The sequence below is a fragment of the Pseudomonas sp. p1(2021b) genome, from assembly GCF_020151015.1.
Taxonomy (GTDB): Bacteria; Pseudomonadota; Gammaproteobacteria; order Pseudomonadales; family Pseudomonadaceae; genus Aquipseudomonas; species Aquipseudomonas putida_K.
Genome location: NZ_CP083746.1, coordinates 933,517 through 954,955, shown reverse-complemented (window position 1 = coordinate 954,955; position 21,439 = coordinate 933,517). Strand labels below are relative to the sequence as shown.

The following is a 21,439-nucleotide window of genomic DNA, read 5'->3' as shown; positions in this document are numbered from 1 at the left end:
TCTTCCTGTAACAAGGTCGACAGAGTCTAGCGGCCTGGCCGGCCAATTCGAATACCGATTTCGATGCAGCGCATTGCCTGCGCCTTATGCGGAGGCGTTCAGGGGGCGAAAACTGAAGTAGTCGCGTAGCACCCGGACGAAGTCCTCGTACTCGCGCGGCGGCTGCAGCAACATGAACCCTGCATCGTAGTGGCCGGGCGTCTGATCTTCACGGCACCAGAGGCAACTGGCCGTCAGGTCGATGCACTGGCTAGCTGCGCCCGCGAGCGGCAGGCGCAACTGCAGCTCGAAGTCCGGCCCCACCAGCACCGGCAACTGGCTGATCAGCATCATGCCATCTTCCGAGGCGTTGCCCAGGAAGCCGATCGGCTGGTCGGTATAGCGGTTGTAGACCTTGAGCATGCAAGGCAGTTGATGCCGCTCTATATGACGTTGGATAAACATGGGGCGCAGTCCGTACCTGATGCCAGGAAGACAAGGTACTGGCGATGAACGTTACAACCCTTAACAGATTAGCTCAGCGCAGGTGGCTGTTTCGGCGATAGCAAGAACACCTTGGTATTAACGCCAAGGTGTAGCTGCCGCCGGGCTCGCGAGTGCTGCTTCGCCTGGGCGGTAGTGGCCCAGTTGCTCGAGGGTCTGCAAACGCGCCTTGGCTCGATAGGCGTACTCGTTGTGCGGGTAGCGCTGGATCAGGTACTGGTAGGTCTGCGCCGCATCCACATAGAGCTTCTGGCGTTCCAGGCACTGGCCGCGCAGCATCGAGACCTCGGGGTGGATGAACGGCCGGGCCCGGCTGGTGCGGTCGACCTGGGACAGCTCCAGCATCACGCGCTGGCAATCGCCACGGTCGTAGGCGCGGTAGGCATTGTTCAGGTGATGGTCCATGGACCAGCGGGTACAACCGACGACACTGGCCGCCACGGCCAAAACGATCAGGGCACGCATGGGGGAATCTCCTTTGATGAGCAGGGTATCGGCCGGGCGCGGCAAATCTTCACACGTGCATGCAAGCATACCCCGGCCCGTTCAAATGCCACCCTGCCGAACCCGGAGGTAGTGCAACGGAACAATGACTACAGCGATATTCAGGAGTAGCCTTTCGCTGCGCTTCACTATAGGAGTCTGTGCATGACCATCCGCCGTACCAAAATCGTCGCCACCCTTGGCCCCGCCAGCAACTCGCCGCAAGTGATCGAACAGCTGATCCTCGCCGGCCTGGACGTGGCACGCCTGAACTTCTCCCACGGCACCCCGGACGAGCACAAGGCCCGCGCCCGCCTGATCCGCGAGATCGCCGCCAAGAACGGCCGCCATGTGGCGCTGCTGGGCGACCTGCAGGGGCCGAAGATCCGCATCGCCAAGTTCACCAACAAGCGCATCGAACTGAAGATCGGTGACAAGTTCACCTTCTCCACCGTCCACCCGCTGACCGAAGGCAACCAGGACATCGTCGGTATCGATTATCCCGACCTGGTCAAGGACTGCGGCGTCGGTGACGAACTGCTGCTCGACGACGGCCGCGTGGTCATGCGCGTCGAGACCGCCACCGCCGATGCCTTGCACTGCGTGGTGATCGTCGGCGGCCCACTGTCCGACCACAAGGGCATCAACCGCAAGGGCGGTGGCCTGACCGCGCCGGCCCTGACCGAAAAAGACAAGGCCGACATCAAGCTGGCTGCGGAAATGGACCTGGACTACCTGGCTGTCTCCTTCCCGCGCGATGCCAAGGACATGGAATACGCCCGCAAGCTGCGCGACGAAGCCGGCGGCACCGCCTGGCTCGTGTCCAAGATCGAGCGCGCCGAAGCCGTGGCCGACGATGAGACCCTCGATGGCCTGATCGCCGCTTCCGACGCAGTGATGGTCGCCCGCGGTGACCTGGGCGTGGAAATCGGCGACGCCGAGCTGATCGCCATCCAGAAGAAGATCATCCAGCACGCCCGCCGCAACAACAAGGCGGTGATCGTCGCGACCCAGATGATGGAGTCGATGATCCAGAACCCGATGCCGACCCGCGCCGAGGTTTCAGACGTGGCCAACGCCGTGCTGGACAACACCGACGCGGTGATGCTCTCGGCCGAAAGCGCTGCCGGCGCCTACCCGATCGAAGCAGTCCAGGCCATGGCCCGCATCTGCCAGGGTGCCGAGAAGCATCCGACCAGCCAGAAGTCCAGCCACCGCCTGCACACCACTTTCGAACGCTGCGACGAAAGCATTGCCCTGGCGGCCATGTACACGGCCAACCACTTCCCGGGGGTCAAGGCGATCATCTCGCTTACCGAGAGTGGCTACACCCCGCTGATCATGTCGCGCCTGCGCTCGCACGTGCCGATCTTCGCCATGTCGCCGCACCGCGCCACTCAGGCGCGCGCCTCGCTGTTCCGTGGCGTGTACCCCATCGCCTTCGACCCGGCTTCGCTGCCGGCGGACAAGGTCAGCCAGGCAGCCGTCGACGAGCTGCTCAAGCGCGGCCTGGTGGAACAAGGCGATTGGGTGATCCTGACCAAGGGCGACAGCTACCACACCATCGGTGGCACCAACGGCATGAAGATCCTGCATGTGGGTGACCCGCTGGTTGGCTGATAGCCCCGAGGGCCGCTTTGCGGCCCTTTCGCGGCGCAAGGCCGCTCCGACAGGTATCGCGCAGGCCGGGGTCTTGCGCTACCCCTGTAGGAGCGGCCTTGTGCCGCGAAAGGAGGGCGAAGCCCCCCCCCCCGTCACTCAGGCATGCTCGACAAACACATCAGAGAACATCTGGTTCCTCGGCACCCCGGCAATGAACAGCCGCCGGGCAAAGCGCTCGACACTCCTCGGCGCTCCGCACACCAACGCCACCGTTTGCCGCGAGGACGGCCGCAATCCCGCCAGCGCTTCATCCAACTGCTCCGCCAGCACCAGCTCGACATTCACGTCTTCCAGTTGCATTAGCGGCTCAGCCAGATAGTGGCCAAGCCTATCGCTCGCCACATGCACCACCCTGATCTCCCCCTGGTGCCCCTGCCGTAACGCCTCTCGCAAAATGCCCCATAACGGCGCCAGCCCCGTACCTGCCGCCAGCAGCCAGAGCGGCCGCTCCTGCCAGCCCGGGTCATAGTGCAACGCCCCACCCCTGAGCTCACCCAGGCTCAACACGTCGCCGACCTGCAGCAGACGGGCCTGGTCACAAAAAGCCCCCGGGTGCCGGCAATCGATATGAAATTCGAGAAAATCATCTTCTCCCGGCAAGCTCGCCAAGGAATAGGGCCGGGCCACCGTTCCAAGCCACAGCACCAGGTGCTGCCCTGCCTGGTAGCGCAACGGCCGCTCGGGGCGCAGGCGCAAGCGCAGCACATCGCCGAACCAGTCCAGCGCGCACACCTGGGCTGGCAAACCATCGCGCAACGGGTCGAACACCGCCACCTGCAGATCGCCACTCACCCGGCACTGGCAAGCCAGCCGCCAGCCCTGCTCGCGCTTCTCCATACCCAACGCCTCGGGCATGGCATCTTCGGGCTGCCCGTCCAGGCAATGCACCAGGCAAGCATGGCAACTGCCGGCACGGCAACTGTAGGGCACGTCGAGGCCGGCCTCGTTCAGGGCATCGAGCAGGTTGCTGCCGGCGGGAACCGTCCAGCGGCGCTCGCCCACGCAGAGTTCGGGCATGGTCAAGAATCTCGTTCCGTTCAAATATCGCCTGGGGCGCGTAGCGGCCCCCATGCCACAGGATCGCACGTTCGCAGCAAAAAGGATGCCCGTGCCCTGCCGACCATGGTCCAGACCGGCCACAGGTGTGCCGGGCACGGATGCGCGCTATACTGCCGCGCCCTTTTGCGTCGGCCACTGCCTGCCGGCGCGCCTTGCAAGGTGTTTCGACGCGCTGGTCGGCTGTGTCGGAAGTGCCTTTACGAAATGTTCCCGTCTTTAAGAGGAGCGCGCTGCATGACCGTGATCAAGCAAGACGACCTGATTCAGAGCGTTGCCGACGCCCTGCAATTCATCTCGTACTACCACCCCGTCGATTTCATCCAGGCGATGCACGAGGCCTACCTGCGTGAAGAGTCGCCCGCCGCACGCGACTCCATCGCCCAGATCCTGATCAACTCGCGCATGTGCGCCACCGGCCACCGCCCGATCTGCCAGGACACCGGCATCGTCACCGTGTTCGTGCGCGTGGGCATGGACGTGCGCTGGGATGGCGCCACCATGAGCGTCGACGACATGATCAACGAAGGTGTGCGTCGCGCCTACAACCTGCCTGAAAACGTCCTGCGCGCCTCGATCCTGGCGGACCCCGCCGGTGCCCGCAAGAACACCAAGGACAACACCCCGGCGGTCATCCACTACTCCATCGTCCCCGGCGACAAGGTCGAAGTCGACGTCGCGGCCAAGGGCGGCGGTTCGGAGAACAAGTCGAAGATGGCCATGCTCAACCCATCCGACTCGATCGTCGACTGGGTCCTGAAGACCGTGCCGACCATGGGCGCTGGCTGGTGCCCACCGGGCATGCTGGGCATCGGTATCGGCGGCACCGCCGAAAAGGCGGCCGTGATGGCCAAGGAAGTGTTGATGGAGTCCATCGACATCCATGAGCTCAAGGCGCGCGGCCCGCAGAACCGCATCGAGGAGCTGCGCCTGGAGCTGTTCGAGAAGGTCAACCAGCTGGGCATCGGCGCCCAGGGCCTGGGCGGCCTGACCACCGTGCTCGACGTCAAGATCATGGACTACCCGACCCACGCCGCGTCGCTGCCGGTCTGCATGATCCCCAACTGCGCCGCCACCCGCCACGCCCACTTCGTGTTGGACGGCTCCGGCCCTGCCGAGCTGGAAGCGCCGTCGCTGGATGCCTACCCGGAAATCGTCTGGGAAGCCGGCCCGAGCGCCCGTCGCGTCAACCTCGACGCAATCACCCCGGAAGAAGTGGCCAGCTGGAAGCCGGGCGAGACCCTGCTGCTCAACGGCAAGATGCTCACCGGTCGCGATGCCGCGCACAAGCGCATGGTCGAGATGCTCAACCGTGGCGAAGAGCTGCCGGTCGACCTCAAGGGCCGCTTCATCTACTACGTCGGCCCGGTCGACCCGGTCGGTGACGAAGTGGTAGGCCCTGCCGGCCCGACCACCGCCACCCGCATGGACAAGTTCACCCGCCAGATCCTCGAGCAGACCGGCCTGCTGGGCATGATCGGCAAGTCCGAGCGTGGCCCGACCGCCATCGAGGCGATCAAGGACAACAAGGCCGTGTACCTGATGGCCGTCGGCGGCGCCGCCTACCTGGTGGCCCAGGCGATCCGCAAATCCCAGGTCCTGGCCTTCGCCGAACTGGGCATGGAAGCGATCTACGAGTTCGAGGTCAAGGACATGCCGGTCACCGTCGCGGTGGACAGCAACGGCGAGTCGGTGCACATCACCGGCCCTGCCCTGTGGCAGAGCAAGATCGCCCAGAGCCTGGCGGTCGAAGTGAAGTAACCCTCGGGGCCGCTTTGCGGCCCTTTCGCGGCACAAGGCCGCTCCTACAGAAATCACACGTCTCCTGTAGGAGCGGCCTTGCGCCGCGAAAGGGCTGCGCAGCAGCCCTGAATTCAGCTCACGCATTCGAACTGCTCCGGCCAGTCCCGCCGGATGAACACCTGCCCCTCGCGCCGCACCCGGCGTACCGCCTCCAGATCCAGCTCGCAGATCAGCCAACGGCTACCCTCCGGGCACAACTCGGCACTCTCGGCCACCACCCCGGTGCCCGGCATGCCATGGTCCGGCGGCACGAACAGCCCTGCCCGTCCGATATTCTCATCCAGCGCCGGCGACCAGGCCGCCATGCCCACCGTTGGGCTTTGCAGTACCGCGATCTGGTTCTCCAACGCCCGTGCCTGAGCGCCGATGCGTACGCGGTGGTAGCCCGCCTCGGTGTCGGTGCAGCTCGGCGCCAGGATCAGGTCGGCCCCACCTTCGGCCAAGTGGCGGGCCAGCATGGGAAATTCATTGTCATAGCAGATCAGGATGCCCAACCGCCCGAGTGCGGTATCGAACACCTTGAGCCCTTGACCTCCCGCAATGTCCCACTGCTCCCGCTCGAAGCGCGTCATGATCAGCTTGTCCTGGTACCCCAGCACGCCGTCCGGGCCAAACAGCCAGGCACGGTTGCGATAGCAACCATCGGCATCGAGCACCGGCAGGCTACCCGGCTGGAGGTAGATGCCCCAGCGCCTGGCAACGCCTTCGCACAAGGCCAGCCATGGCTCCAGCAGCGGCTGGATGCCGGCGATCGACCCCTTCAGGTCGCTGCGCTGGTCCGGCGGTAGTTGGCCGCTGAGCACCAGCCCGGCGTACTCCGGCAACAGCAGCAATTGCGCACCGCCCTCGACGGCTTCGGCGCACAAGGCCTGGAAGTGGTGGGCATAGGCCTCCCAGGTCTCGTGCAGCTCGATGGCGTACTGACAGGCGGCAAGGCGAATCATATCGGCAACTCCTTGAGCCAGAACGACATGATCTTCGACGACGCCTGCTCCTCGTCCAGGTCACGCCAGGCGTAGGTCGTGCGCAGCGAGGGGTCGTGCAGGAAACCGCGGTTACGCCAGAACCCGTGCAGCGGCTTGTAGTCCGAGGGCCGCCGGGGGTGTCCGGCCGGTCGCTCCACGGCGCAGAAGGCGCAGTAGTCGAACTCGGCGAGCTTGTGGGCATAGGACTCGCGCTCGATAAAGAAGCGCACGCCCAGGCCCTGGCCACGGTAGGCCGGCAACAGCACCGACTCGCCGAAGTAATAGACGCTGGCCGGGTCGCGCCCCTGGGCCAGGAAAGGCTGCTGGAACTCGGGCGTTTCGTCGACCAGGGGCAGGCCGGTGGAGGCTCCGACCACCCTGCCCTGGTCGATGGCCAGCACCGCCAGGCTACGCCCGGAGCGGGCATAGGTGGACAGGTATTCGGCCTCATATTCCGGCGTACCGTCGTAAAGGTAGGGAAACTCGCGGAACACCGTCAGGCGCAGGCGAGCGAGGTCATCGATGTAAGGCGCAATGGCTGCGCCGTGCAACAGGCGGATTTCCATGCGTAGCGGTCGTTTTGTCGATGTGGATGACGCGCTCGGCTAAGCCGGGCTTGAGGGGAAACCCTATCATCCGGCCCGAACCATTCCCTTTCCCGTACACGACAGGAACATTGCCATGACCGCTACCGAGCTTGTGAACGCCTACTACGCAGCCTTTAACGCCGGGGACATGCCGACCTTCCTTGGGTTGCTCAGCGAGGACGTGATCCACGACATCAACCAGGGCGAGCGGCAGATGGGCAAGGCGGCGTTTGCCGGGTTCATGGAGAAGATGAACCGCTGCTACCGGGAGCGGCTGGCCGATATCGTGGTCATGCAGAATGCCGATGGCAGCCGAGCGGCGGCGGAGTTCACGGTGCACGGGGAGTACCTGGCCGATGACGAGGGCCTGCCCCCGGCCAAGGGGCAGACCTACGTGCTGCCGGCTGGGGCGTTCTTCTACATTCATTGCGGGAAGATTGCGCGGGTGACCAACTACTACAACTTGAATGATTGGGTTGAGCAGGTGGGGTGAGCCATACCCCGGATTGATATGTAAACGATGTCTCTGGTTTGTACCCGGGACAAGCCCAAATTGCCTTCGGTTGGTTTCCCCAGCCGTGCAGATACGGCCCAGGCTCTGCTTGCTTGGTGGGAGCTGGCGGAGCCTGCGATGGGCCGCACAGCGGCCCCTTGAGTCTGGAGGGGCTCCACCGTTTGAGGGCTTGGGCTGCTTTGCAGCCCATCGCAGGCTGTCGCCAGCTCTCATAGAACAACGCATAACTCATTGATTTTACAAGGCCTGTAGGAGCGGGCTTGTCCCGCGATCAAGGGCGAAGCCCTTGCCATACAGCCGCGGCGGCTGGGCCGGCCCAATCGCGGGACAAGTCGGACCGCCGCACCGCCACTCCTACAGAAGAAGGCGGCGCTAGCCACTTGTTCTCTGCGCGACAGCGCAGCCCGAAGGGCTGGGTGATCTCCCACCGAGATTGCGCCGCTCTCAAGACTTGCGAAATCACTGTGGGAGCGGGCTTGCCCCGCGATTGGCCCAAGAGCCCACCACCACTCGCACTGAAAAAACAACGCCAGCCCAGGCGCCACGCGTAACTTGCGCCGCCTCAGGAGGCCGGATGCAGGGGCGCGAAATCAGGAAACCCGCGTCCCAAGCACCTTGAGAAACGCCGCCAGCCAAGCCGGATGCGCAGGCCAGGCAGGCGCAGTCACCAGGTTCCCGTCCACGTGCGCCTGGTCCATGGCGATATCCACGAAGCGCCCACCCGCCAACCGCACCTCCGGCGCACACGCCGGGTATGCACTGCAGGCTCTCCCTTCCAACACTCCGGCAGCCGCCAGCAATTGCGCCCCATGACACACCGCCGCAATCGGCTTGCCCGCCTGATCGAACGCCTTCACCAACGCCAGCACCCGCTCGTCCAGGCGCAGGTATTCAGGCGCCCGCCCACCCGGAATCAGCAAGGCGTCGTACCCCTCGGCCCGTACCTGCACGAAGTCGAAGTTCAAGGCAAAGTTGTGCCCAGGCTTCTCACTGTAGGTCTGGTCCCCCTCGAAATCATGGATCGCCGTGCGCACCGTCTGCCCCGCCAGCTTCTCCGGGCACACCGCATGCACGGTATGCCCGACCATCTTCAGGGCCTGGAACGGCACCATCACTTCGTAATCCTCGACGAAGTCGCCCACCAGCATGAGAATCTTCTTGGCCGTCATCGCATCCACTCCTTTGCGTCGCATGGGAACAATCCCTGCACGATAGTCTGCTTCTACGCCACCGGGTATCCGCGGCAGGTCTAGTCGCGACGATTGAGCAGGTTGACCACCAGGCGGTCCAGCCATCCCCACATCCGCTGCTGCATCCGGCGCCAGAATGGGCGGGCGTTCCAGCGCTCCAGGTCGACCTCCTGGCTGAGGCCGAAGTCCCGCTCGAAGCTGGCCACCACGGCGGCGGTCAACGGTGGGTCGAGGGCCTCGACATTGGCCTCGAGGTTGAAGTGCAGGTTCCAATGGTCGAAGTTGCACGAACCGACACTGACCCAATCGTCCACCAGCACCATCTTCAAGTGCAGGAAGCACGGCTGGTATTCGAAGATCCGGACGCCGGCCCGCAACAGGCGCGGGTAGTACCGGTGCCCGGCGTAGCGTACCGCCGGGTGGTCGGTGCGCGGGCCGGTGAGCAGCAGGCGCACATCGATGCCTTTCTGCGCGGCGCGACGCAAGGAGCGGCGCACGCTGAAGGTCGGCAGGAAGTACGGCGTCGCCAACCAGATGCGGCGTTGGCCACTGTTCAAGGCACGCACCAACGAATGCAGGATGTCCTGGTGCTGGCGGGCGTCGGCATAGGCCACCCGGCCCATGCCTTGCCCCTGGGCCGGCACCCGCGGCAGGCGCGGCAGGCCGAAACCCTCCGGCGGACGCCAGGCGGTGCGCCGGTTGTTGGCGTGCCATTGGCGATCGAACAGCAACTGCCAGTCGGTGACGATCGGCCCCTCCATGCGCACCATCACCTCATGCCACTCGCTGGTGTCGATGCCCGGCGTCCAGAATTCATCGGTGACGCCCGTGCCGCCCACCACGGCCCAGCGTTCATCCACCAGCAGCAGCTTGCGGTGGTCACGGTACAGGTTGCGAAACCCGCGTCGCCAGCGGATGCGGTTGTAGTAGCGCAGGTAGACCCCGGCGGCCTCCAGACGCTCGCGCAAGGCCGAGGGGAATGCCAAAGAGCCGTAGTCATCGAACAGGCAGCGCACCCGTACGCCACGGGCAGCGGCCTGCTCCAGGGCCTCGACCACCGCCTCGGCACAGGCGCCCCCTTCCACCAGGTACAGTTCCAGATCGATCTGGAACTCAGCGCGCATGATCGCCCGGAGCATGCGCGGGAAAAAATCGGGGCCGTCGATCAGCAGCTCGAACTCGTTGCCATCCCGCCAGGGGAAGACCGGCCCAGGCATGTCAGCGCGCGGAGAAGATCAGCACCGCGCTCACCGGCACCGATGGGCTGATGGAAGAGGCACCGGCGAGCTTGCGCAACGTCGCCAGGCCCGGCAACAGGCCGAAGTCCTCGGCACGCAGCAACAGGGGCTCCAGGGTCACCACCTGGAAACGACGCTCGTCCAGCCGGGTGGCCAACAGCAAGGTGCTGTAGCTGTGCGACTGGCCACGCAGGGTCACGGTCACCGGCAGGCGCAACTCTACCTGGGCACCATTGGCCAGGTCATTGATCGGGCTCAGGTCGATCTTCGCCTGCACCGTGGCCTCGGGGAACTTGGCGACTTCGAACAACTCCTTGCGCATGCGCTCGTCACGCAGCGGGATGCCGCCGCTGACCGAGTCCATCTCGATGCGCAGCTGCGCGGCACCGTTACGATCCACTGTGCCGTGGAACACCAGAAAGCGGTGAACCTCGGCAGTATCCCCGTTCTTGCTGGTGACGAAGGACAGGCGCGACGACTCGCCATCGAGGTGCCAGTTGGCATGGGCGGGCAGGCACAGGGCCAGCAACAGGGCGGGCAGCAAGCGAGGCAGTTTGAGCATGGGAGATCCTGTGTAACAAGGCCGTCAACCTTACCCGCACGCCCTCACGGCAGCAAGCGGCAGCCCTCGCGCGCGCCCTGCCAGGCTGCCTGGTGGCGACGCCCCAGGCCCTCCGCGATCACATGACGCTCGGTGCGGTCTTCCTCCAGCCTGCCCAAGGGCAGGTACTGCTTCACATAGCCGCGGCAATAGGCCTGGTCGAACCCCATGACGAAGCGGCACGAGCAATACTCTTTGGCCGAATATGCCGAGAGGATGCCCGGAAAGTCCGCCAAGGCCTGACGCTCGTGCCAGGCCCAGGCCAGCAAGGCAATGAGCAACAGCCACAGTACGCGTTTCATACCCCCTCCCCGGCCATGGCCGTCAATACCCGCTCGAGCAGTTCGTCATGCCGGTAGCTGCCATCTCGATCGTCGGCGTAGCGCACGATTACCAGCTTTCGCGACGGCACCACATACAGCGCCTGCCCCCAGTGGCCAAGCGCAGCAAAGCTGTCCTCCGGCGCGCTGGGCCAAGGCCGCGGGCTACCCGGCAAAGGTTGGTTGAGCCACCAGTGCCCACCGGGGTTGGCCTCGCCGGGAATCGCCTGGGCATGCGCGAACAACTGTCGGTTGAACGCCACCCAGTCGGCCGGCAGCACCTGCCGGCCGTGCCAACGCCCATCACGTAGCATCAGGAGGCCGATGCGGGCAAGGTCGCGGGCACTGAGGTAAAGGTAGGAGGACCCCACGTAGGTACCGGCAGCGTCGCGCTCCCAGACTGCGCTACGAATGCCCAGCGGCTCGAACAGCGCCTGCCAGGGGTAGGCCTCGTAACGAGCGGGCGGCAGCATGCCGCGCAGGGCTGCGGCCAGCAGGTTGCTGTCGCCGCTTGAATAGAGAAAAGCCTGGCCAGGTGCCTGGGCAGCCGGCTGCGCGGCGGTGAAGGCCGCCATGTCGGTGTGGCCGCGGGTATAGAGCATCGCCACCACCGACGACTTGAGCGGCGCGTATTCATAGTCTTCCTGCCAGGCCAGGCCGCTGGCCCAATGCAGCAGGTCGACCAGGCGCACCCCAGGGTGGGCATGCAGCGGCGGATAATAGCGGGCCGCCGGGTCCTCCAGCGCGAAGCGCCCCTCGCCGTAGGCAACGCCGAGCACGGTGGCGAGCACACTCTTGCTCACCGACCAGGTCAGGTGCGCCGTATCCGGCCCGGTGGGTGCGGTGTAGCGCTCATACAGAATATGGCCATCGCGCACGATCAGCAGCGCATCGGTGCGTATCCCTGTGCGCCTGCCCTCGTCACGGGCCGGGAAGGCGTAGGCTTCCACCGCCCGCCAGTCGACCTTGGCAGGCTCGCGGCTCCAGTTCGCGTCCGGCCATTGCTCTGCCCAGGCTGAAAGGCTCACCAGGCTCAGGATACCCAGTACTTTTCCGAATACACCCATGGCCAGCCCTCACGTCGCGGATCGGGCGAGCCTGCCAGGGTTTCATGACAGCCCAGCGGCAGCCCAGGCTTTCTGTAAACGCTTCTCCCGAGCCGCGGTGGCCAGCGCCAGCACCCCTTGGTCACGCTGCCACAGCTGCGCCCATTGCGCCGGGCCGGCGGCCAGCGCTTTGTCGAGGGCATCATGCAAGCTGTGGAACTGGGCGAACAGGCCCCCCAGCAACAGGTGGCAGGCCGCACTGTCGGCGCATTGCCGGCTGCCTTCGGCGCAACCGCCGAGCAACCCCAGCAAACGCAACTGCAGGTCCTGCGGCCAGTTGCTCTCCTGGCCGACGCCGTACAACCAGGCAGCCAGCGCAGCCAGCACGTAGAGGTCCTCGAGGGATCGGAAGGGCTTGACGTAGGCGTCCCAACCGTCGCCTGCCAGCAGTTCGCAGCTGGCTTGGTGCAATTGCAGGCGGGCATGCCCAACCTCGGGCATCAACGGCAACGTAGGCAAGGGCTCCAGCGTCACACCGGGTTCCCCCGGGTAGACCACGGCCAGTTGCAGCCGTGGCGCCTCCCCCTGCCCTTCGCTGCGCGCCGCTACCAGCAACCATTCGGCCTCCAGGCCTGCGGTGACAAAGTCCTTGCGGCCGGTCAGGCGCAGGTCTTCCAGGCGGGTGTGCATATCCGCCGGCCGTACGCTGCGCCGCTCGGTGGCGCACAGGGCGCCCAGGCTGGCAGGGGCGCTGGGCCAGAGCACGCGCAACGCCGCCTGGTAGCCAACCAGGAATGCCAGGCCCGGGGTGGCCATCGCCCGGCCGCCCAGTACGGCGAGTTCGAACGGTGTGACGGGGCCTAGCCGCTCGAGCAATACGCCATGGCCTTCGCCCAGGGTGGCTGCCAGGGGTTGCCGATAAGGGTCGTTGAGTCGTTGCAACCAGGCCATCGAGCACTCCTCGTCTGGGTTGTCACGCAAGCATCACCAAAGGTTCATGGGGGTGACACCACGCCTACCTAGGCTGACTTTGCACAACAAAGCCGACCGGCCGCAACCCTTTGGCTGGCTTAGGGAGACTCGCAATGACTCGGATCGCTCGCTCTGGCGACAACAGCACTGAACGCCGTCTGCAAGCCGAACGCCTGGTCGGCGCCGCGGCGCTGCAGGAAGCACAGGCCCTGCGTTTCAAGGTGTTCAGCGCCGAATTTCAGGCCAAGCTCAAGGGCGCTGAGCAGGGCCTGGACATGGATGACTACGATGTCCATTGCCGCCACATCGGCGTGCGCGACCTGGCCACCGGCCGCCTGGTGGCCACCACCCGCCTGCTCGACCATCAGGCCGCCAGCAGCCTGGGCCGCTTCTACAGCGAAGAGGAATTCAGCCTGCACGGCCTGCTGCAACTGCAGGGGCCGATCCTGGAACTGGGTCGCACCTGCGTCGACCCGGCCTACCGAAACGGCGGCACCATCGCCGTGCTCTGGGGCGAGCTTGCCGAAGTGCTCAACGAAGGTCGCTACAGCTACTTGATGGGTTGCGCCAGCATTCCCATGCAGGATGGCGGCGTACAGGCCCACGCCATCATGCAACGACTGCGCGAACGCTACCTGTGCACCGAGCACCTGCGCGCCGAGCCGAAGAACCCCCTGCCGAGCCTGGCCCTACCGGGCAACGTGATCGCCGAGATGCCGCCCTTACTCAAGGCCTACATGCGCCTGGGCGCCAAGATCTGCGGCGAGCCGTGCTGGGACGAGGACTTCCAGGTCGCCGACGTGTTCATCCTGCTCAAGCGCGACGACCTCTGCCCACGCTACGCCCGCCACTTCAAGGCGGCGGTGTGATGCCGAGCCTGCGGGTACTGGCCCGCCTGTCCCGCCTGGTGCTGGTCCTGCTGCTGGGCATGGCCATGGCCAGCATCATCGCCTTGGGCGAACGCCTGGGCCTGGCTGCCTCCATCGAACGTCGCCAACGCTGGACGCGCCTGTTCATGCAGCGCCTGGTCGCGGCCCTGCCCTTGGACGTACGCGTGGTGGGCAGCCTGCCGCAGCAGCCGATGCTGTGGGTCAGCAACCATGTGTCGTGGATCGACATTCCCCTGCTCGGCATGCTCACGCCGTTGTCATTCCTGTCCAAGGCCGAAGTGCGTCACTGGCCATTGGCCGGCTGGCTGGCGGAAAAAGCCGGTACGCTGTTCATCCGCCGCGGCGGTGGCGACGGCCAGCGCCTGTCCCAGCAGATCGGCAACCAGTTGGGTGAACACAGGCCCTTGCTGATCTTCCCCGAAGGCACCACCACCGATGGCCGAAGCGTGCGCACCTTCCACGGCCGCCTGCTCGCTGGAGCCATCGACCAGGGCACACCGGTACAACCGGTGGCGATCCAGTACCTGCGCGCTGGCGAGCCGGACCCGATCGCGCCGTTCATTGGCGACGACGACCTGGTCTCGCACCTGATCCGCCTGTTCGACCAACCGCGCAGCGAGGTGGTCATCCACTTGCTGCAGCCGATCGCGAGTGCCGGCAAGGAACGGGCGGCCCTGGCGTATCAGGCGCAGCAGGCGGTTCACCTGGCGTTGTTCGGGGTCGAGGACAGCTGGAGCGTGCCACGGCGCCAGGCGCGGGCGGCCTGAGCGCCCAATCGCGGGACAAGCCCCCACAGGTTTACCGCTGCCTTGTAGACGGCGTTGGACCTGTGGGAGCGGGCTTGCCCCGCGATTGCGCCGGCATTGGCAACACTCACTTCACCTGCCCGCCGCCGCGAACCCCTGCAGCTGTGGATAAAATTCCCGGAAATCCGCCATCAGTGGCTCGTACAGCGCCTCCAGCTCCTGCATCACCCCGCTCATCCCCTCCGGCCGCGACAAGCGCCGGGCAATCCCGTTGAACACCTGCTCCAGCGTGGCGAAGTCGCCATAGGCGCCCAACCAGTCGTCGGCGGCCATGAACGGCGCAATCCGCGCCAGACGCCCTGGCAATTCGGGCTCGGCCAGCAATACCCGGTAGAAGCCCTGGGTGAATGCTGCCAGCGGTTGCTCGGCATAGTCGCTCCAATGCCGAGCCAGGCAATGGTCGAAGAACACGTCCAGGATGATGCCGGCGTAGCGCCGCCGCTCCTGGGGGAAGCGCGCCAAGGCCGCCAGCACCAGCGGATGGCTGTCGGTATAGCTGTCGATGCGCCGGTGCAGGCGGATCGCGGCCTCCAGCGCAGGCGGGAAACGCCCTTCGAGCGAGCCTTTGACGAAATCGCCATACAGGCTGCCCAGCAACTGCTGCGGCTCGTTGCCGCCAAGATGAAGGTGTGCAAGGTAGTTCATGGCGCCAGTCTAGCACCCGGGTCGCGAATATCGTTATAACGCGATATAGCGATTGATGCTCAGCTCAGAACCTCTTCATATTTGTATATCGCGAAATACCGATTTATATTTCGCTCCATCGCGATATGACGTTACACACATGAGCACCTCCATGCCTCTCGACCTCGACGAAATCATAAAGGCCCTCGCCCACCCGGTACGGCGAGAAATCCTCACCTGGCTGAAGGACCCGGCGGCGCAGTTTCCCGACCAGTACCACAGTACCGAGCACGGCGTGTGTGCCGGGCAGATCGACCAACGCTGCGGCCTGTCGCAGTCAACCGTCTCCGCCCACCTGGCCACCCTGCAGCGCGCGGGGCTGATCACCAGCCAGAAGATCGGCCAGTGGCACTTCTTCAAACGCAACGAAGAAACCATCCAGGCCTTCCTCGAGCAGATGAGCCAGGAGCTCTGACTCACTCCTGTCTTTCCCTTCAACCAGCACGGCTGCGTGCCGAGCTGGCAACCCCTTTCAAGTGACCACGCGAGGCTTAGCAGATGACCACGCTCTTCGATCCGATCACCCTGGGCGACCTCGAGCTGCCCAACCGCATCATCATGGCCCCGCTGACCCGCTGCCGCGCCGACGAAGGCCGCGTGCCCAACGCGCTGATGGCCGAGTACTACGTGCAACGGGCCAGCGCCGGCCTGATCCTCAGCGAGGCCACCTCGGTGACGCCCATGGGCGTCGGCTATCCGGACACGCCGGGCATCTGGTCCGACGAACAGGTACGCGGCTGGACCAACGTCACCAAGGCCGTACACGGCGCCGGCGGGCGCATCTTCCTGCAGTTGTGGCATGTGGGCCGTATCTCCCACCCCACCTACCTGAACGGTGAGCTGCCGGTGGCCCCGAGCGCGATCCAGCCCAAAGGCCATGTCAGCCTGGTTCGCCCGATCACCGAGTACCCGACGCCACGCGCCCTGGAAACCGAGGAGATCGCCGACATCGTCGAGGCCTACCGCACCGGTGCCGAGAACGCCAAGGCGGCCGGCTTCGACGGCGTGGAAATCCATGGCGCCAACGGCTACCTGCTCGACCAGTTCCTGCAAAGCAGCACCAACCAGCGCACCGACCGATATGGCGGCTCGCTGGAGAACCGTGCGCGTCTGCTGCTGGAAGTGACCGACGCGGCCATCGAGGTGTGGGGTGCCAACCGTGTGGGCGTGCACCTGGCGCCACGGGCCGATGCCCACGACATGGGCGACGCTGACCGCGCCGAGACCTTCACCTACGTCGCCCGGGAACTGGGCAAGCGTGGCGTGGCGTTCATCTGCTCACGGGAAATGGAAGCCGACGACAGCATCGGCGCGCTGATCAAGGACGCCTTCGGCGGCCCGTACATCGTCAACGAGCGCTTCGACAAGGCCAGCGCCAATGCCGCCCTGGCCAACGGCAAGGCTGACGCGGTGGCCTTCGGCATCCCGTTCATCGCCAACCCGGACCTGCCCGCCCGCCTGGCCGCCGATGCCCCCTTGAACGAAGCACACCCGGAAACCTTCTATGCCAAGGGGCCGGTGGGGTACATCGATTACCCACGGATGTAAGCCAGGGCCATTCGCGGGTAAACCCGCTCCCGCTCCCACAGATATTGCCCCTGTACCTGTGGGAGCGGGTTTACCCGCGAAGAGGCCTCGACAAATCTAGGGTCGGGCGTTGATCTGCTGCTGCAGGTTCTGGATCTGGCTCTGCAGGGTATTGAGACTGCGGGTGGTCTGCCCGCGGAACGCATCGAACTCCTGCACCGAGGCACCGCCGGCAGCCGGAGCCGGGCGGTTGTCGAGCTGGCTCTTGAGCACCAGGATGTCCTGTTCCAGGCTCTGGATCGCCGTGTTCGGATTGCCCTGTTTCTTCAGCGCCGCCACCTCGTTGCCCAGGCTCTTGAGCTGGGCATCGATCCTGCCCCCATCCACCTGCCCCGACTTGAGGGCTGCCAGCTCGCCATTGACCGCCTTGAGCTGGGCCTCCAGCTGGCCTTGCAGAGCCGTGATGGTCTTTTGCTGCTGCGCCATGGCGTCTTGTTGCGCGCGGGCATCGGCCAGCACTTTTTCCAAACGCTTGCCCAGATCGCCGGTCTGCCCGGCCACGCCCTGTTGCTGGGCACGTGCCTCGGCCAGGCTGGCCTGCAGCTTGCGAATCTGCAGCTTCAACGCTTCGCTGCCGGTACTGGCGCTGGACTCGGTGGCGTCGACCTTGCCACTGATCGCCTGCAGGCGCCCGGCGGCCTCCTCACTGATGCGCGCGAAGCTTTCCTGGGTCGCCACCAACTGCTGCTCCATCAGCGAGATCTGCTGGAAACTCCACCAACCCAGGCCCGCCAGGGCAATGAACGAGGCGCCGAGCAAGGCCCACAGCGGCCCGTTGCTGGCCGGGCGCGCCGCCTTCTCGCGGCTGCGCGCCACCCGTGCGGGCAACAGCTCGTCATCGTCAGGAGTGCCGGCGCGCAGGACAGGCACGTCGTCGAAATCGTCGTGGACATTGTTACGCATGGGTACGTTCAACCGCGGTAGTAGTAGCAAAGGGGCAGTAGTATAAACCGCTCACGCGGCGCTCTGATGACCATCATCCCGCCCACTGGTTCACCCGATACCCGGCTGAGCCTTCCACCAGGCACAGAATTCATCCAGTGCAGTCCACAGGCTGACCTTCGGGCGGTAGTCCAGGTACTGCCGGGCGCGGCTGATGTCCAGGGTAAAATCCTTGCTCATCACCTGCGCGCCCAGGCGCGATAGCGTCGGCTCGGGGCGCCCGGGCCAGAGCAGGCAGGCCGCTTCGTTCAGCGCGCCCAGGCTGTAGGCCAGCCCTGGGGCACGGTAGCGGGTGACCGGAGGCAACTGCATCTGACGCATCACATAGTTGACCACGTCCCACACCGGCAAGGGGTGGCCGTTGCTGATGTTGTAGGCCTGGCCGAGGGCCTGCTCATCGGCGAACAGGGCGCTGAGCAGGGCCTCGTTGAGGTTGTGCACACTGGTGAAGTCGGCCTTGTTCAGGCCATTGCCGATGATTGCCAGGCGCCCCTTGCGCTGCATCTGCATCAAGCGCGGGAAGATACCGGCATCGCCTGCCCCGGTGACGAAGCGTGGCCGCAGGGCCAGCACCTCCAGGCCGAACTCCTGGGCACCGAAGGCCTTCTGCTCGGCCAGATGCTTGGTCGTCGCATAATGGTCATGCAAGCGACGCGGCACCTGGTCCTCACGAATATCCAGGCGCGAACGGCCATTGAAATAGATCGATGGCGACGACAGATGTACCAGGCGGCGTACACGCGCCTTCAGGCAACCCTCCACCACGTTCTCGGTGACCACCACGTTGCCCTGATGGAAGTCCTGGTAACGCCCCCAGTGCCCGACCGCGCCCGCGCAATGCACCACGGCATCGATGCCCTGGCACAGGCGCCGGGCCAGCTCGGCATCGGTCAGGTCGCCCGGCATGAACTCGGCGCCACGCTTGACCAGGTGCTCCACGCCCTCGGCACGCCGGCCATTGACCCGTACGTCCAGGCCCTGCTCCAGAGCGAAACGCGCAAAGCGTCCGCCAATGAAGCCGCTCGCGCCGGTGACCAGAATTCGCATGTAAGACTCCGCCTTGCCAGATTACAGATGCAGCTGACGTCGCCCGCGCCTACAAGGGCACCAGCCAGCCTGGCGCCGTCTGGCGCAGGTGCTCCGTCAACTGGGCGAGCAATTGCCCGCCGTTACGCCAATGATGCCAGTACAGCGGCACATCGATGGGGGTATCAGCGCAGATTTCCACCAATTGGCCCGTCGCCAGTTGCTCCTGGGCCTGCAACTCCGGCACCAGCCCCCAGCCCAGGCCGGCCTCGGTCATACGCAGGAAGCCTTCCGAGGAAGGGCACAGGTGGTGCAGGAAACCATCCTGGATCCCCAGGGACGCCAGATAGCGGTGCTGCAGGAAATCGTCCGGCCCGTACACCACCGCCGGGATGCGAGCCAGGCGCCGGGCTTCGAAGCCCTGGGCAAAGTGCCGCGCCATGAATGCCGGGCTGGCCAACGCTCGGTAGCGCATCGCCCCTAACGGCAGGCTGCGCGCCCCGGCCACCGGCCGCTCGCTGCCGCACAGGCAGGCAGCTACCTCGCCTGCGCGCATGCGCTTGAGGCCAACCTCCTGGTCTTCTACCACCAAGTCCAGCAGCACCTGCTGGCCGGCGCAGAAGTCGCCCACCGCGCCGGCCCACCAAGTGGCCAGGCTGTCGGCGTTCAAGGCGATGCGCAGGCGTTCCGGCATGCCCTCTTCGTCCAGCGCCGGCACCTGGCGCTGCAAGTCGCGCTCGAGCAAGCGCACCTGCTGCACATGGTTGAGCAGTTGGCGCCCCACCTCGGTGGGGCTGGGTGGCGTGGCACGCACCAGCACCGGTTGCCCGACCCGCGCCTCGAGCAACTTGATGCGCTGGGAAATGGCCGACTGCGACAGGCCCAGGACCTGCGCCGCGCGCTCGAAACCGCCTTGTTCGATGACTGCGGCGAGGGCGGCGAGCAGCTTGTAGTCGAACATCGATTTTCCTAATGCCTGATCAGCTTTATTTGTTTTTCTTATACAGCGTCATTACCCACAATGGCCAGCGTCTTCTTTGGCAATAAACGCCGCACATCGCCGGCGTCCGTGGAGTGTTCCCGCTATGTGGCAAAGCTATCTGAACGGCATGCTGGTGGCCTTCGGCCTGATCATGGCCATCGGCGCGCAGAACGCCTTCGTCCTGGCCCAGAGCCTGCGCCGTGAACATCACCTGCCGGTGGCCGCGTTGTGCATCCTCTGCGATGCCATCCTGGTCGCCGCCGGGGTGTTCGGCCTGGCCACGGTGCTGGCCCACAACCCGACATTGCTGGCGGTGGCCCGCTGGGGTGGCGCGGTGTTCCTGATCTGGTACGGCGCCAAGGCCCTGCGCAGCGCCTGCTCCAAGCAAAGCTTGCAGCACCAGGAAGGCCAAGGCATGCGCTCGCGCCGTGCGGTGCTGCTCAGCGCCCTGGCGGTGACCCTGCTCAACCCGCACGTCTACCTGGACACCGTGCTGCTGATCGGCTCGCTGGGTGCCCAGCAGACCGTGCCGGGCGCCTACGTGGCCGGCGCCGCCAGTGCCTCGCTGGTCTGGTTCTCGACCCTGGCCCTCGGCGCGGCCTGGCTGGCGCCCTGGCTGGCCCGCCCGACCACCTGGCGCCTGCTCGACCTGATGGTGGCGGTGATGATGTTCGCGGTGGCGGCGCAGTTGATCTTCAACTGAGTCTGACTCGGCGCAGCATGTTTATCGCCTGTGAGATCGCGCCGCCCGCGCGGCGCTCGGTCTCACAGGCAACACCATCGCCAAGGCGAACACCACCGGTCGGTATCGCCCTTCCATTCGGGAACCTCTATTCCCTATCTTTGTTGCGTGGTTATGCGCGGGGGCCGGTGCTATGATCCAGCCCTTGCGTCGCAAAGAGTACAAACTCCCCGACGCACACCGGGCCGCCCGTGATCGGCCTTGCGCAAACCGCACACAGACCTGAATCAGGAGATCCACCATGGCTTTTGAATTGCCGCCGCTGCCATACGCCCACGATGCCCTGCAGCCGCACATCTCCAAGGAAACCCTGGAGTATCACCACGACAAGCACCACAACACCTATGTCGTGAACCTGAACAACCTGGTCCCAGGCACCGAATTCGAAGGCAAGACCCTGGAAGAGATCGTCAAGACCTCTTCGGGTGGCATCTTCAACAACGCCGCACAAGTCTGGAACCACACCTTCTACTGGAACTGCCTGTCGCCGAACGGCGGTGGCCAGCCGACCGGCGCCCTGGCCGATGCCATCACCAAGGCTTTCGGTTCCTTCGACAAGTTCAAGGAAGAGTTCACCAAGACCTCCGTCGGCACCTTCGGCTCCGGCTGGGGCTGGCTGGTGAAGAAGGCCGACGGCTCCCTGGCCCTGGCCAGCACCATCGGCGCCGGCAACCCGCTGACCAGCGGCGACACCCCGCTGCTGACCTGCGACGTCTGGGAACACGCCTACTACATCGACTACCGCAACCTGCGTCCGAAGTACGTCGAGGCGTTCTGGCAGCTGGTCAACTGGGACTTCGTTGCCCAGCAGTTCGAAGGCAACACCTTCAAGGCCTGATCGCCTGGGTAGCCTTCGCAGA

Annotated in this window: 24 protein-coding genes; 9 read left to right on the top strand and 15 right to left on the bottom strand. The window is 65.3% G+C overall.

Features of this window, described 5'->3' with window-relative positions:
• Nucleotides 1–84: 84 nt before the first annotated feature.
• Together K8374_RS04500 and K8374_RS04495 are read right to left on the bottom strand one after the other, a co-directional pair.
• Nucleotides 85–444 carry a PilZ domain-containing protein gene (locus K8374_RS04500; protein WP_224458073.1) on the bottom strand — a complete coding sequence of 120 codons (360 nt, stop codon included), beginning with the start codon at nt 442–444 and terminating at the stop codon, nt 85–87.
• A 117-nt stretch (nt 445–561) separates the two neighbouring features.
• Nucleotides 562–948, bottom strand: a complete 387-nt coding sequence (locus tag K8374_RS04495) for a hypothetical protein (RefSeq protein ID WP_084855842.1) — start codon at nt 946–948, stop codon at nt 562–564.
• A 183-nt stretch (nt 949–1,131) separates the two neighbouring features.
• Here K8374_RS04495 and pyk point away from each other — a divergent pair, with 183 nt between their 5' ends.
• On the top strand, nt 1,132–2,586 hold the full coding sequence (gene pyk, locus K8374_RS04490; RefSeq protein ID WP_084855841.1) for a pyruvate kinase: 1,455 nt from the start codon (nt 1,132–1,134) through the stop codon (nt 2,584–2,586).
• Nucleotides 2,587–2,724: 138 nt separating this feature from the next.
• Here pyk and K8374_RS04485 read toward each other — a convergent pair whose 3' ends face one another.
• A complete protein-coding gene (locus K8374_RS04485) occupies nt 2,725–3,645 on the bottom strand; it encodes an iron-sulfur-binding ferredoxin reductase (RefSeq protein WP_224458072.1) in 921 nt (306 codons plus the stop codon).
• Nucleotides 3,646–3,921: 276 nt separating this feature from the next.
• Between K8374_RS04485 and K8374_RS04480 the strand changes: the two genes are divergently transcribed.
• Nucleotides 3,922–5,445, top strand: coding sequence for a fumarate hydratase (locus K8374_RS04480; RefSeq protein WP_043214937.1), 1,524 nt, complete (start codon nt 3,922–3,924; stop codon nt 5,443–5,445).
• A gap of 113 nt (nt 5,446–5,558) precedes the next feature.
• Here K8374_RS04480 and K8374_RS04475 read toward each other — a convergent pair whose 3' ends face one another.
• Nucleotides 5,559–6,431 carry a carbon-nitrogen hydrolase family protein gene (locus K8374_RS04475; RefSeq protein WP_224458071.1) on the bottom strand — a complete coding sequence of 291 codons (873 nt, stop codon included), beginning with the start codon at nt 6,429–6,431 and terminating at the stop codon, nt 5,559–5,561.
• Entirely contained in the window at nt 6,428–7,018 is a 591-nt protein-coding gene (locus tag K8374_RS04470) for a GNAT family acetyltransferase (RefSeq protein WP_224458070.1), read from the bottom strand. The genes K8374_RS04475 and K8374_RS04470 overlap by 4 nt, the downstream gene beginning before the upstream one ends.
• A 115-nt stretch (nt 7,019–7,133) precedes the next feature.
• Between K8374_RS04470 and K8374_RS04465 the strand changes: the two genes are divergently transcribed.
• A complete protein-coding gene (locus tag K8374_RS04465; protein ID WP_084855835.1) occupies nt 7,134–7,532 on the top strand; it encodes a nuclear transport factor 2 family protein in 399 nt (132 codons plus the stop codon).
• A gap of 611 nt (nt 7,533–8,143) precedes the next feature.
• Here K8374_RS04465 and K8374_RS04460 read toward each other — a convergent pair.
• The 6 genes from K8374_RS04460 to K8374_RS04435 form a co-directional block, all read right to left on the bottom strand.
• A complete protein-coding gene (locus K8374_RS04460; protein WP_084855834.1) occupies nt 8,144–8,722 on the bottom strand; it encodes a DJ-1/PfpI family protein in 579 nt (192 codons plus the stop codon).
• Between the two features lie 80 nt (nt 8,723–8,802).
• Nucleotides 8,803–9,960 (bottom strand): phospholipase D-like domain-containing protein, encoded by a 1,158-nt coding sequence (locus K8374_RS04455; protein ID WP_224458069.1) that lies wholly within the window; start codon nt 9,958–9,960, stop codon nt 8,803–8,805.
• 1 nt (nt 9,961) lies between these two features.
• A complete protein-coding gene (locus K8374_RS04450) occupies nt 9,962–10,543 on the bottom strand; it encodes a YceI family protein (RefSeq protein ID WP_224458068.1) in 582 nt (193 codons plus the stop codon).
• A gap of 44 nt (nt 10,544–10,587) precedes the next feature.
• A complete protein-coding gene (locus K8374_RS04445) occupies nt 10,588–10,884 on the bottom strand; it encodes an amidase (protein WP_224458067.1) in 297 nt (98 codons plus the stop codon).
• Nucleotides 10,881–11,969 (bottom strand): serine hydrolase domain-containing protein, encoded by a 1,089-nt coding sequence (locus K8374_RS04440; protein WP_224458066.1) that lies wholly within the window; start codon nt 11,967–11,969, stop codon nt 10,881–10,883. Before K8374_RS04440 ends, K8374_RS04445 begins: the two co-directional genes overlap by 4 nt.
• Nucleotides 11,970–12,011: 42 nt before the next feature.
• Nucleotides 12,012–12,899, bottom strand: coding sequence for an acyl-CoA dehydrogenase family protein (locus tag K8374_RS04435; RefSeq protein WP_224458065.1), 888 nt, complete (start codon nt 12,897–12,899; stop codon nt 12,012–12,014).
• Nucleotides 12,900–13,033: 134 nt separating this feature from the next.
• Between K8374_RS04435 and olsB the strand changes: the two genes are divergently transcribed.
• Nucleotides 13,034–13,789 (top strand): L-ornithine N(alpha)-acyltransferase, encoded by a 756-nt coding sequence (gene olsB, locus K8374_RS04430; protein ID WP_084855828.1) that lies wholly within the window; start codon nt 13,034–13,036, stop codon nt 13,787–13,789.
• The gene (locus K8374_RS04425; RefSeq protein WP_224459270.1) at nt 13,789–14,577 is read left to right on the top strand and encodes a lysophospholipid acyltransferase family protein; all 789 of its coding nucleotides are present in this window, start codon (nt 13,789–13,791) and stop codon (nt 14,575–14,577) included. Before olsB ends, K8374_RS04425 begins: the two co-directional genes overlap by 1 nt.
• Before the next feature lie 111 nt (nt 14,578–14,688).
• On the opposite strand, the gene K8374_RS04420 is transcribed toward K8374_RS04425, so the two are convergent.
• Nucleotides 14,689–15,261, bottom strand: a complete 573-nt coding sequence (locus K8374_RS04420) for an ACP phosphodiesterase (RefSeq protein WP_224458064.1) — start codon at nt 15,259–15,261, stop codon at nt 14,689–14,691.
• Nucleotides 15,262–15,412: 151 nt separating this feature from the next.
• Between K8374_RS04420 and K8374_RS04415 the strand changes: the two genes are divergently transcribed.
• Both K8374_RS04415 and K8374_RS04410 read left to right on the top strand, forming a co-directional pair.
• Nucleotides 15,413–15,715 (top strand): ArsR/SmtB family transcription factor, encoded by a 303-nt coding sequence (locus K8374_RS04415; RefSeq protein WP_084855825.1) that lies wholly within the window; start codon nt 15,413–15,415, stop codon nt 15,713–15,715.
• An 83-nt stretch (nt 15,716–15,798) separates the two neighbouring features.
• Nucleotides 15,799–16,848, top strand: coding sequence for an alkene reductase (locus K8374_RS04410; protein WP_084855824.1), 1,050 nt, complete (start codon nt 15,799–15,801; stop codon nt 16,846–16,848).
• Nucleotides 16,849–16,944: 96 nt separating this feature from the next.
• Here the strand turns inward: K8374_RS04410 and K8374_RS04405 are convergent, their stop codons facing one another.
• The 3 genes from K8374_RS04405 to K8374_RS04395 form a co-directional block, all read right to left on the bottom strand.
• Nucleotides 16,945–17,790: an ATPase gene (locus K8374_RS04405; protein ID WP_224458063.1), complete on the bottom strand. Its 846-nt coding sequence runs from the start codon at nt 17,788–17,790 to the stop codon at nt 16,945–16,947.
• 90 nt (nt 17,791–17,880) lie between these two features.
• A complete protein-coding gene (locus tag K8374_RS04400) occupies nt 17,881–18,876 on the bottom strand; it encodes an NAD-dependent epimerase/dehydratase family protein (protein WP_224458062.1) in 996 nt (331 codons plus the stop codon).
• A 49-nt stretch (nt 18,877–18,925) separates the two neighbouring features.
• Nucleotides 18,926–19,816 (bottom strand): LysR family transcriptional regulator ArgP, encoded by an 891-nt coding sequence (locus K8374_RS04395; protein WP_224458061.1) that lies wholly within the window; start codon nt 19,814–19,816, stop codon nt 18,926–18,928.
• 124 nt (nt 19,817–19,940) lie between these two features.
• Here K8374_RS04395 and K8374_RS04390 point away from each other — a divergent pair, with 124 nt between their 5' ends.
• The gene (locus K8374_RS04390; protein ID WP_084855820.1) at nt 19,941–20,540 is read left to right on the top strand and encodes a LysE/ArgO family amino acid transporter; all 600 of its coding nucleotides are present in this window, start codon (nt 19,941–19,943) and stop codon (nt 20,538–20,540) included.
• Nucleotides 20,541–20,820: 280 nt separating this feature from the next.
• Nucleotides 20,821–21,417 carry a superoxide dismutase gene (locus tag K8374_RS04385; RefSeq protein WP_084855819.1) on the top strand — a complete coding sequence of 199 codons (597 nt, stop codon included), beginning with the start codon at nt 20,821–20,823 and terminating at the stop codon, nt 21,415–21,417.
• The last annotated feature ends 22 nt before the right edge of the window (nt 21,418–21,439 follow it).

Bases quoted from the DNA above. Each gene is read 5' to 3' on its own strand.
- K8374_RS04500 (WP_224458073.1), bottom strand. From the start codon at position 444: ATGTTTATCCAACGTCATATAGAGCGGCATCAACTGCCTTGCATGCTC.
- K8374_RS04495 (WP_084855842.1), bottom strand. From the start codon at position 948: ATGCGTGCCCTGATCGTTTTGGCCGTGGCGGCCAGTGTCGTCGGTTGT.
- pyk (WP_084855841.1), top strand. From the start codon at position 1,132: ATGACCATCCGCCGTACCAAAATCGTCGCCACCCTTGGCCCCGCCAGC.
- K8374_RS04485 (WP_224458072.1), bottom strand. From the start codon at position 3,645: ATGCCCGAACTCTGCGTGGGCGAGCGCCGCTGGACGGTTCCCGCCGGC.
- K8374_RS04480 (WP_043214937.1), top strand. From the start codon at position 3,922: ATGACCGTGATCAAGCAAGACGACCTGATTCAGAGCGTTGCCGACGCC.
- K8374_RS04475 (WP_224458071.1), bottom strand. From the start codon at position 6,431: ATGATTCGCCTTGCCGCCTGTCAGTACGCCATCGAGCTGCACGAGACC.
- K8374_RS04470 (WP_224458070.1), bottom strand. From the start codon at position 7,018: ATGGAAATCCGCCTGTTGCACGGCGCAGCCATTGCGCCTTACATCGAT.
- K8374_RS04465 (WP_084855835.1), top strand. From the start codon at position 7,134: ATGACCGCTACCGAGCTTGTGAACGCCTACTACGCAGCCTTTAACGCC.
- K8374_RS04460 (WP_084855834.1), bottom strand. From the start codon at position 8,722: ATGACGGCCAAGAAGATTCTCATGCTGGTGGGCGACTTCGTCGAGGAT.
- K8374_RS04455 (WP_224458069.1), bottom strand. From the start codon at position 9,960: ATGCCTGGGCCGGTCTTCCCCTGGCGGGATGGCAACGAGTTCGAGCTG.
- K8374_RS04450 (WP_224458068.1), bottom strand. From the start codon at position 10,543: ATGCTCAAACTGCCTCGCTTGCTGCCCGCCCTGTTGCTGGCCCTGTGC.
- K8374_RS04445 (WP_224458067.1), bottom strand. From the start codon at position 10,884: ATGAAACGCGTACTGTGGCTGTTGCTCATTGCCTTGCTGGCCTGGGCC.
- K8374_RS04440 (WP_224458066.1), bottom strand. From the start codon at position 11,969: ATGGGTGTATTCGGAAAAGTACTGGGTATCCTGAGCCTGGTGAGCCTT.
- K8374_RS04435 (WP_224458065.1), bottom strand. From the start codon at position 12,899: ATGGCCTGGTTGCAACGACTCAACGACCCTTATCGGCAACCCCTGGCA.
- olsB (WP_084855828.1), top strand. From the start codon at position 13,034: ATGACTCGGATCGCTCGCTCTGGCGACAACAGCACTGAACGCCGTCTG.
- K8374_RS04425 (WP_224459270.1), top strand. From the start codon at position 13,789: ATGCCGAGCCTGCGGGTACTGGCCCGCCTGTCCCGCCTGGTGCTGGTC.
- K8374_RS04420 (WP_224458064.1), bottom strand. From the start codon at position 15,261: ATGAACTACCTTGCACACCTTCATCTTGGCGGCAACGAGCCGCAGCAG.
- K8374_RS04415 (WP_084855825.1), top strand. From the start codon at position 15,413: ATGCCTCTCGACCTCGACGAAATCATAAAGGCCCTCGCCCACCCGGTA.
- K8374_RS04410 (WP_084855824.1), top strand. From the start codon at position 15,799: ATGACCACGCTCTTCGATCCGATCACCCTGGGCGACCTCGAGCTGCCC.
- K8374_RS04405 (WP_224458063.1), bottom strand. From the start codon at position 17,790: ATGCGTAACAATGTCCACGACGATTTCGACGACGTGCCTGTCCTGCGC.
- K8374_RS04400 (WP_224458062.1), bottom strand. From the start codon at position 18,876: ATGCGAATTCTGGTCACCGGCGCGAGCGGCTTCATTGGCGGACGCTTT.
- K8374_RS04395 (WP_224458061.1), bottom strand. From the start codon at position 19,816: ATGTTCGACTACAAGCTGCTCGCCGCCCTCGCCGCAGTCATCGAACAA.
- K8374_RS04390 (WP_084855820.1), top strand. From the start codon at position 19,941: ATGTGGCAAAGCTATCTGAACGGCATGCTGGTGGCCTTCGGCCTGATC.
- K8374_RS04385 (WP_084855819.1), top strand. From the start codon at position 20,821: ATGGCTTTTGAATTGCCGCCGCTGCCATACGCCCACGATGCCCTGCAG.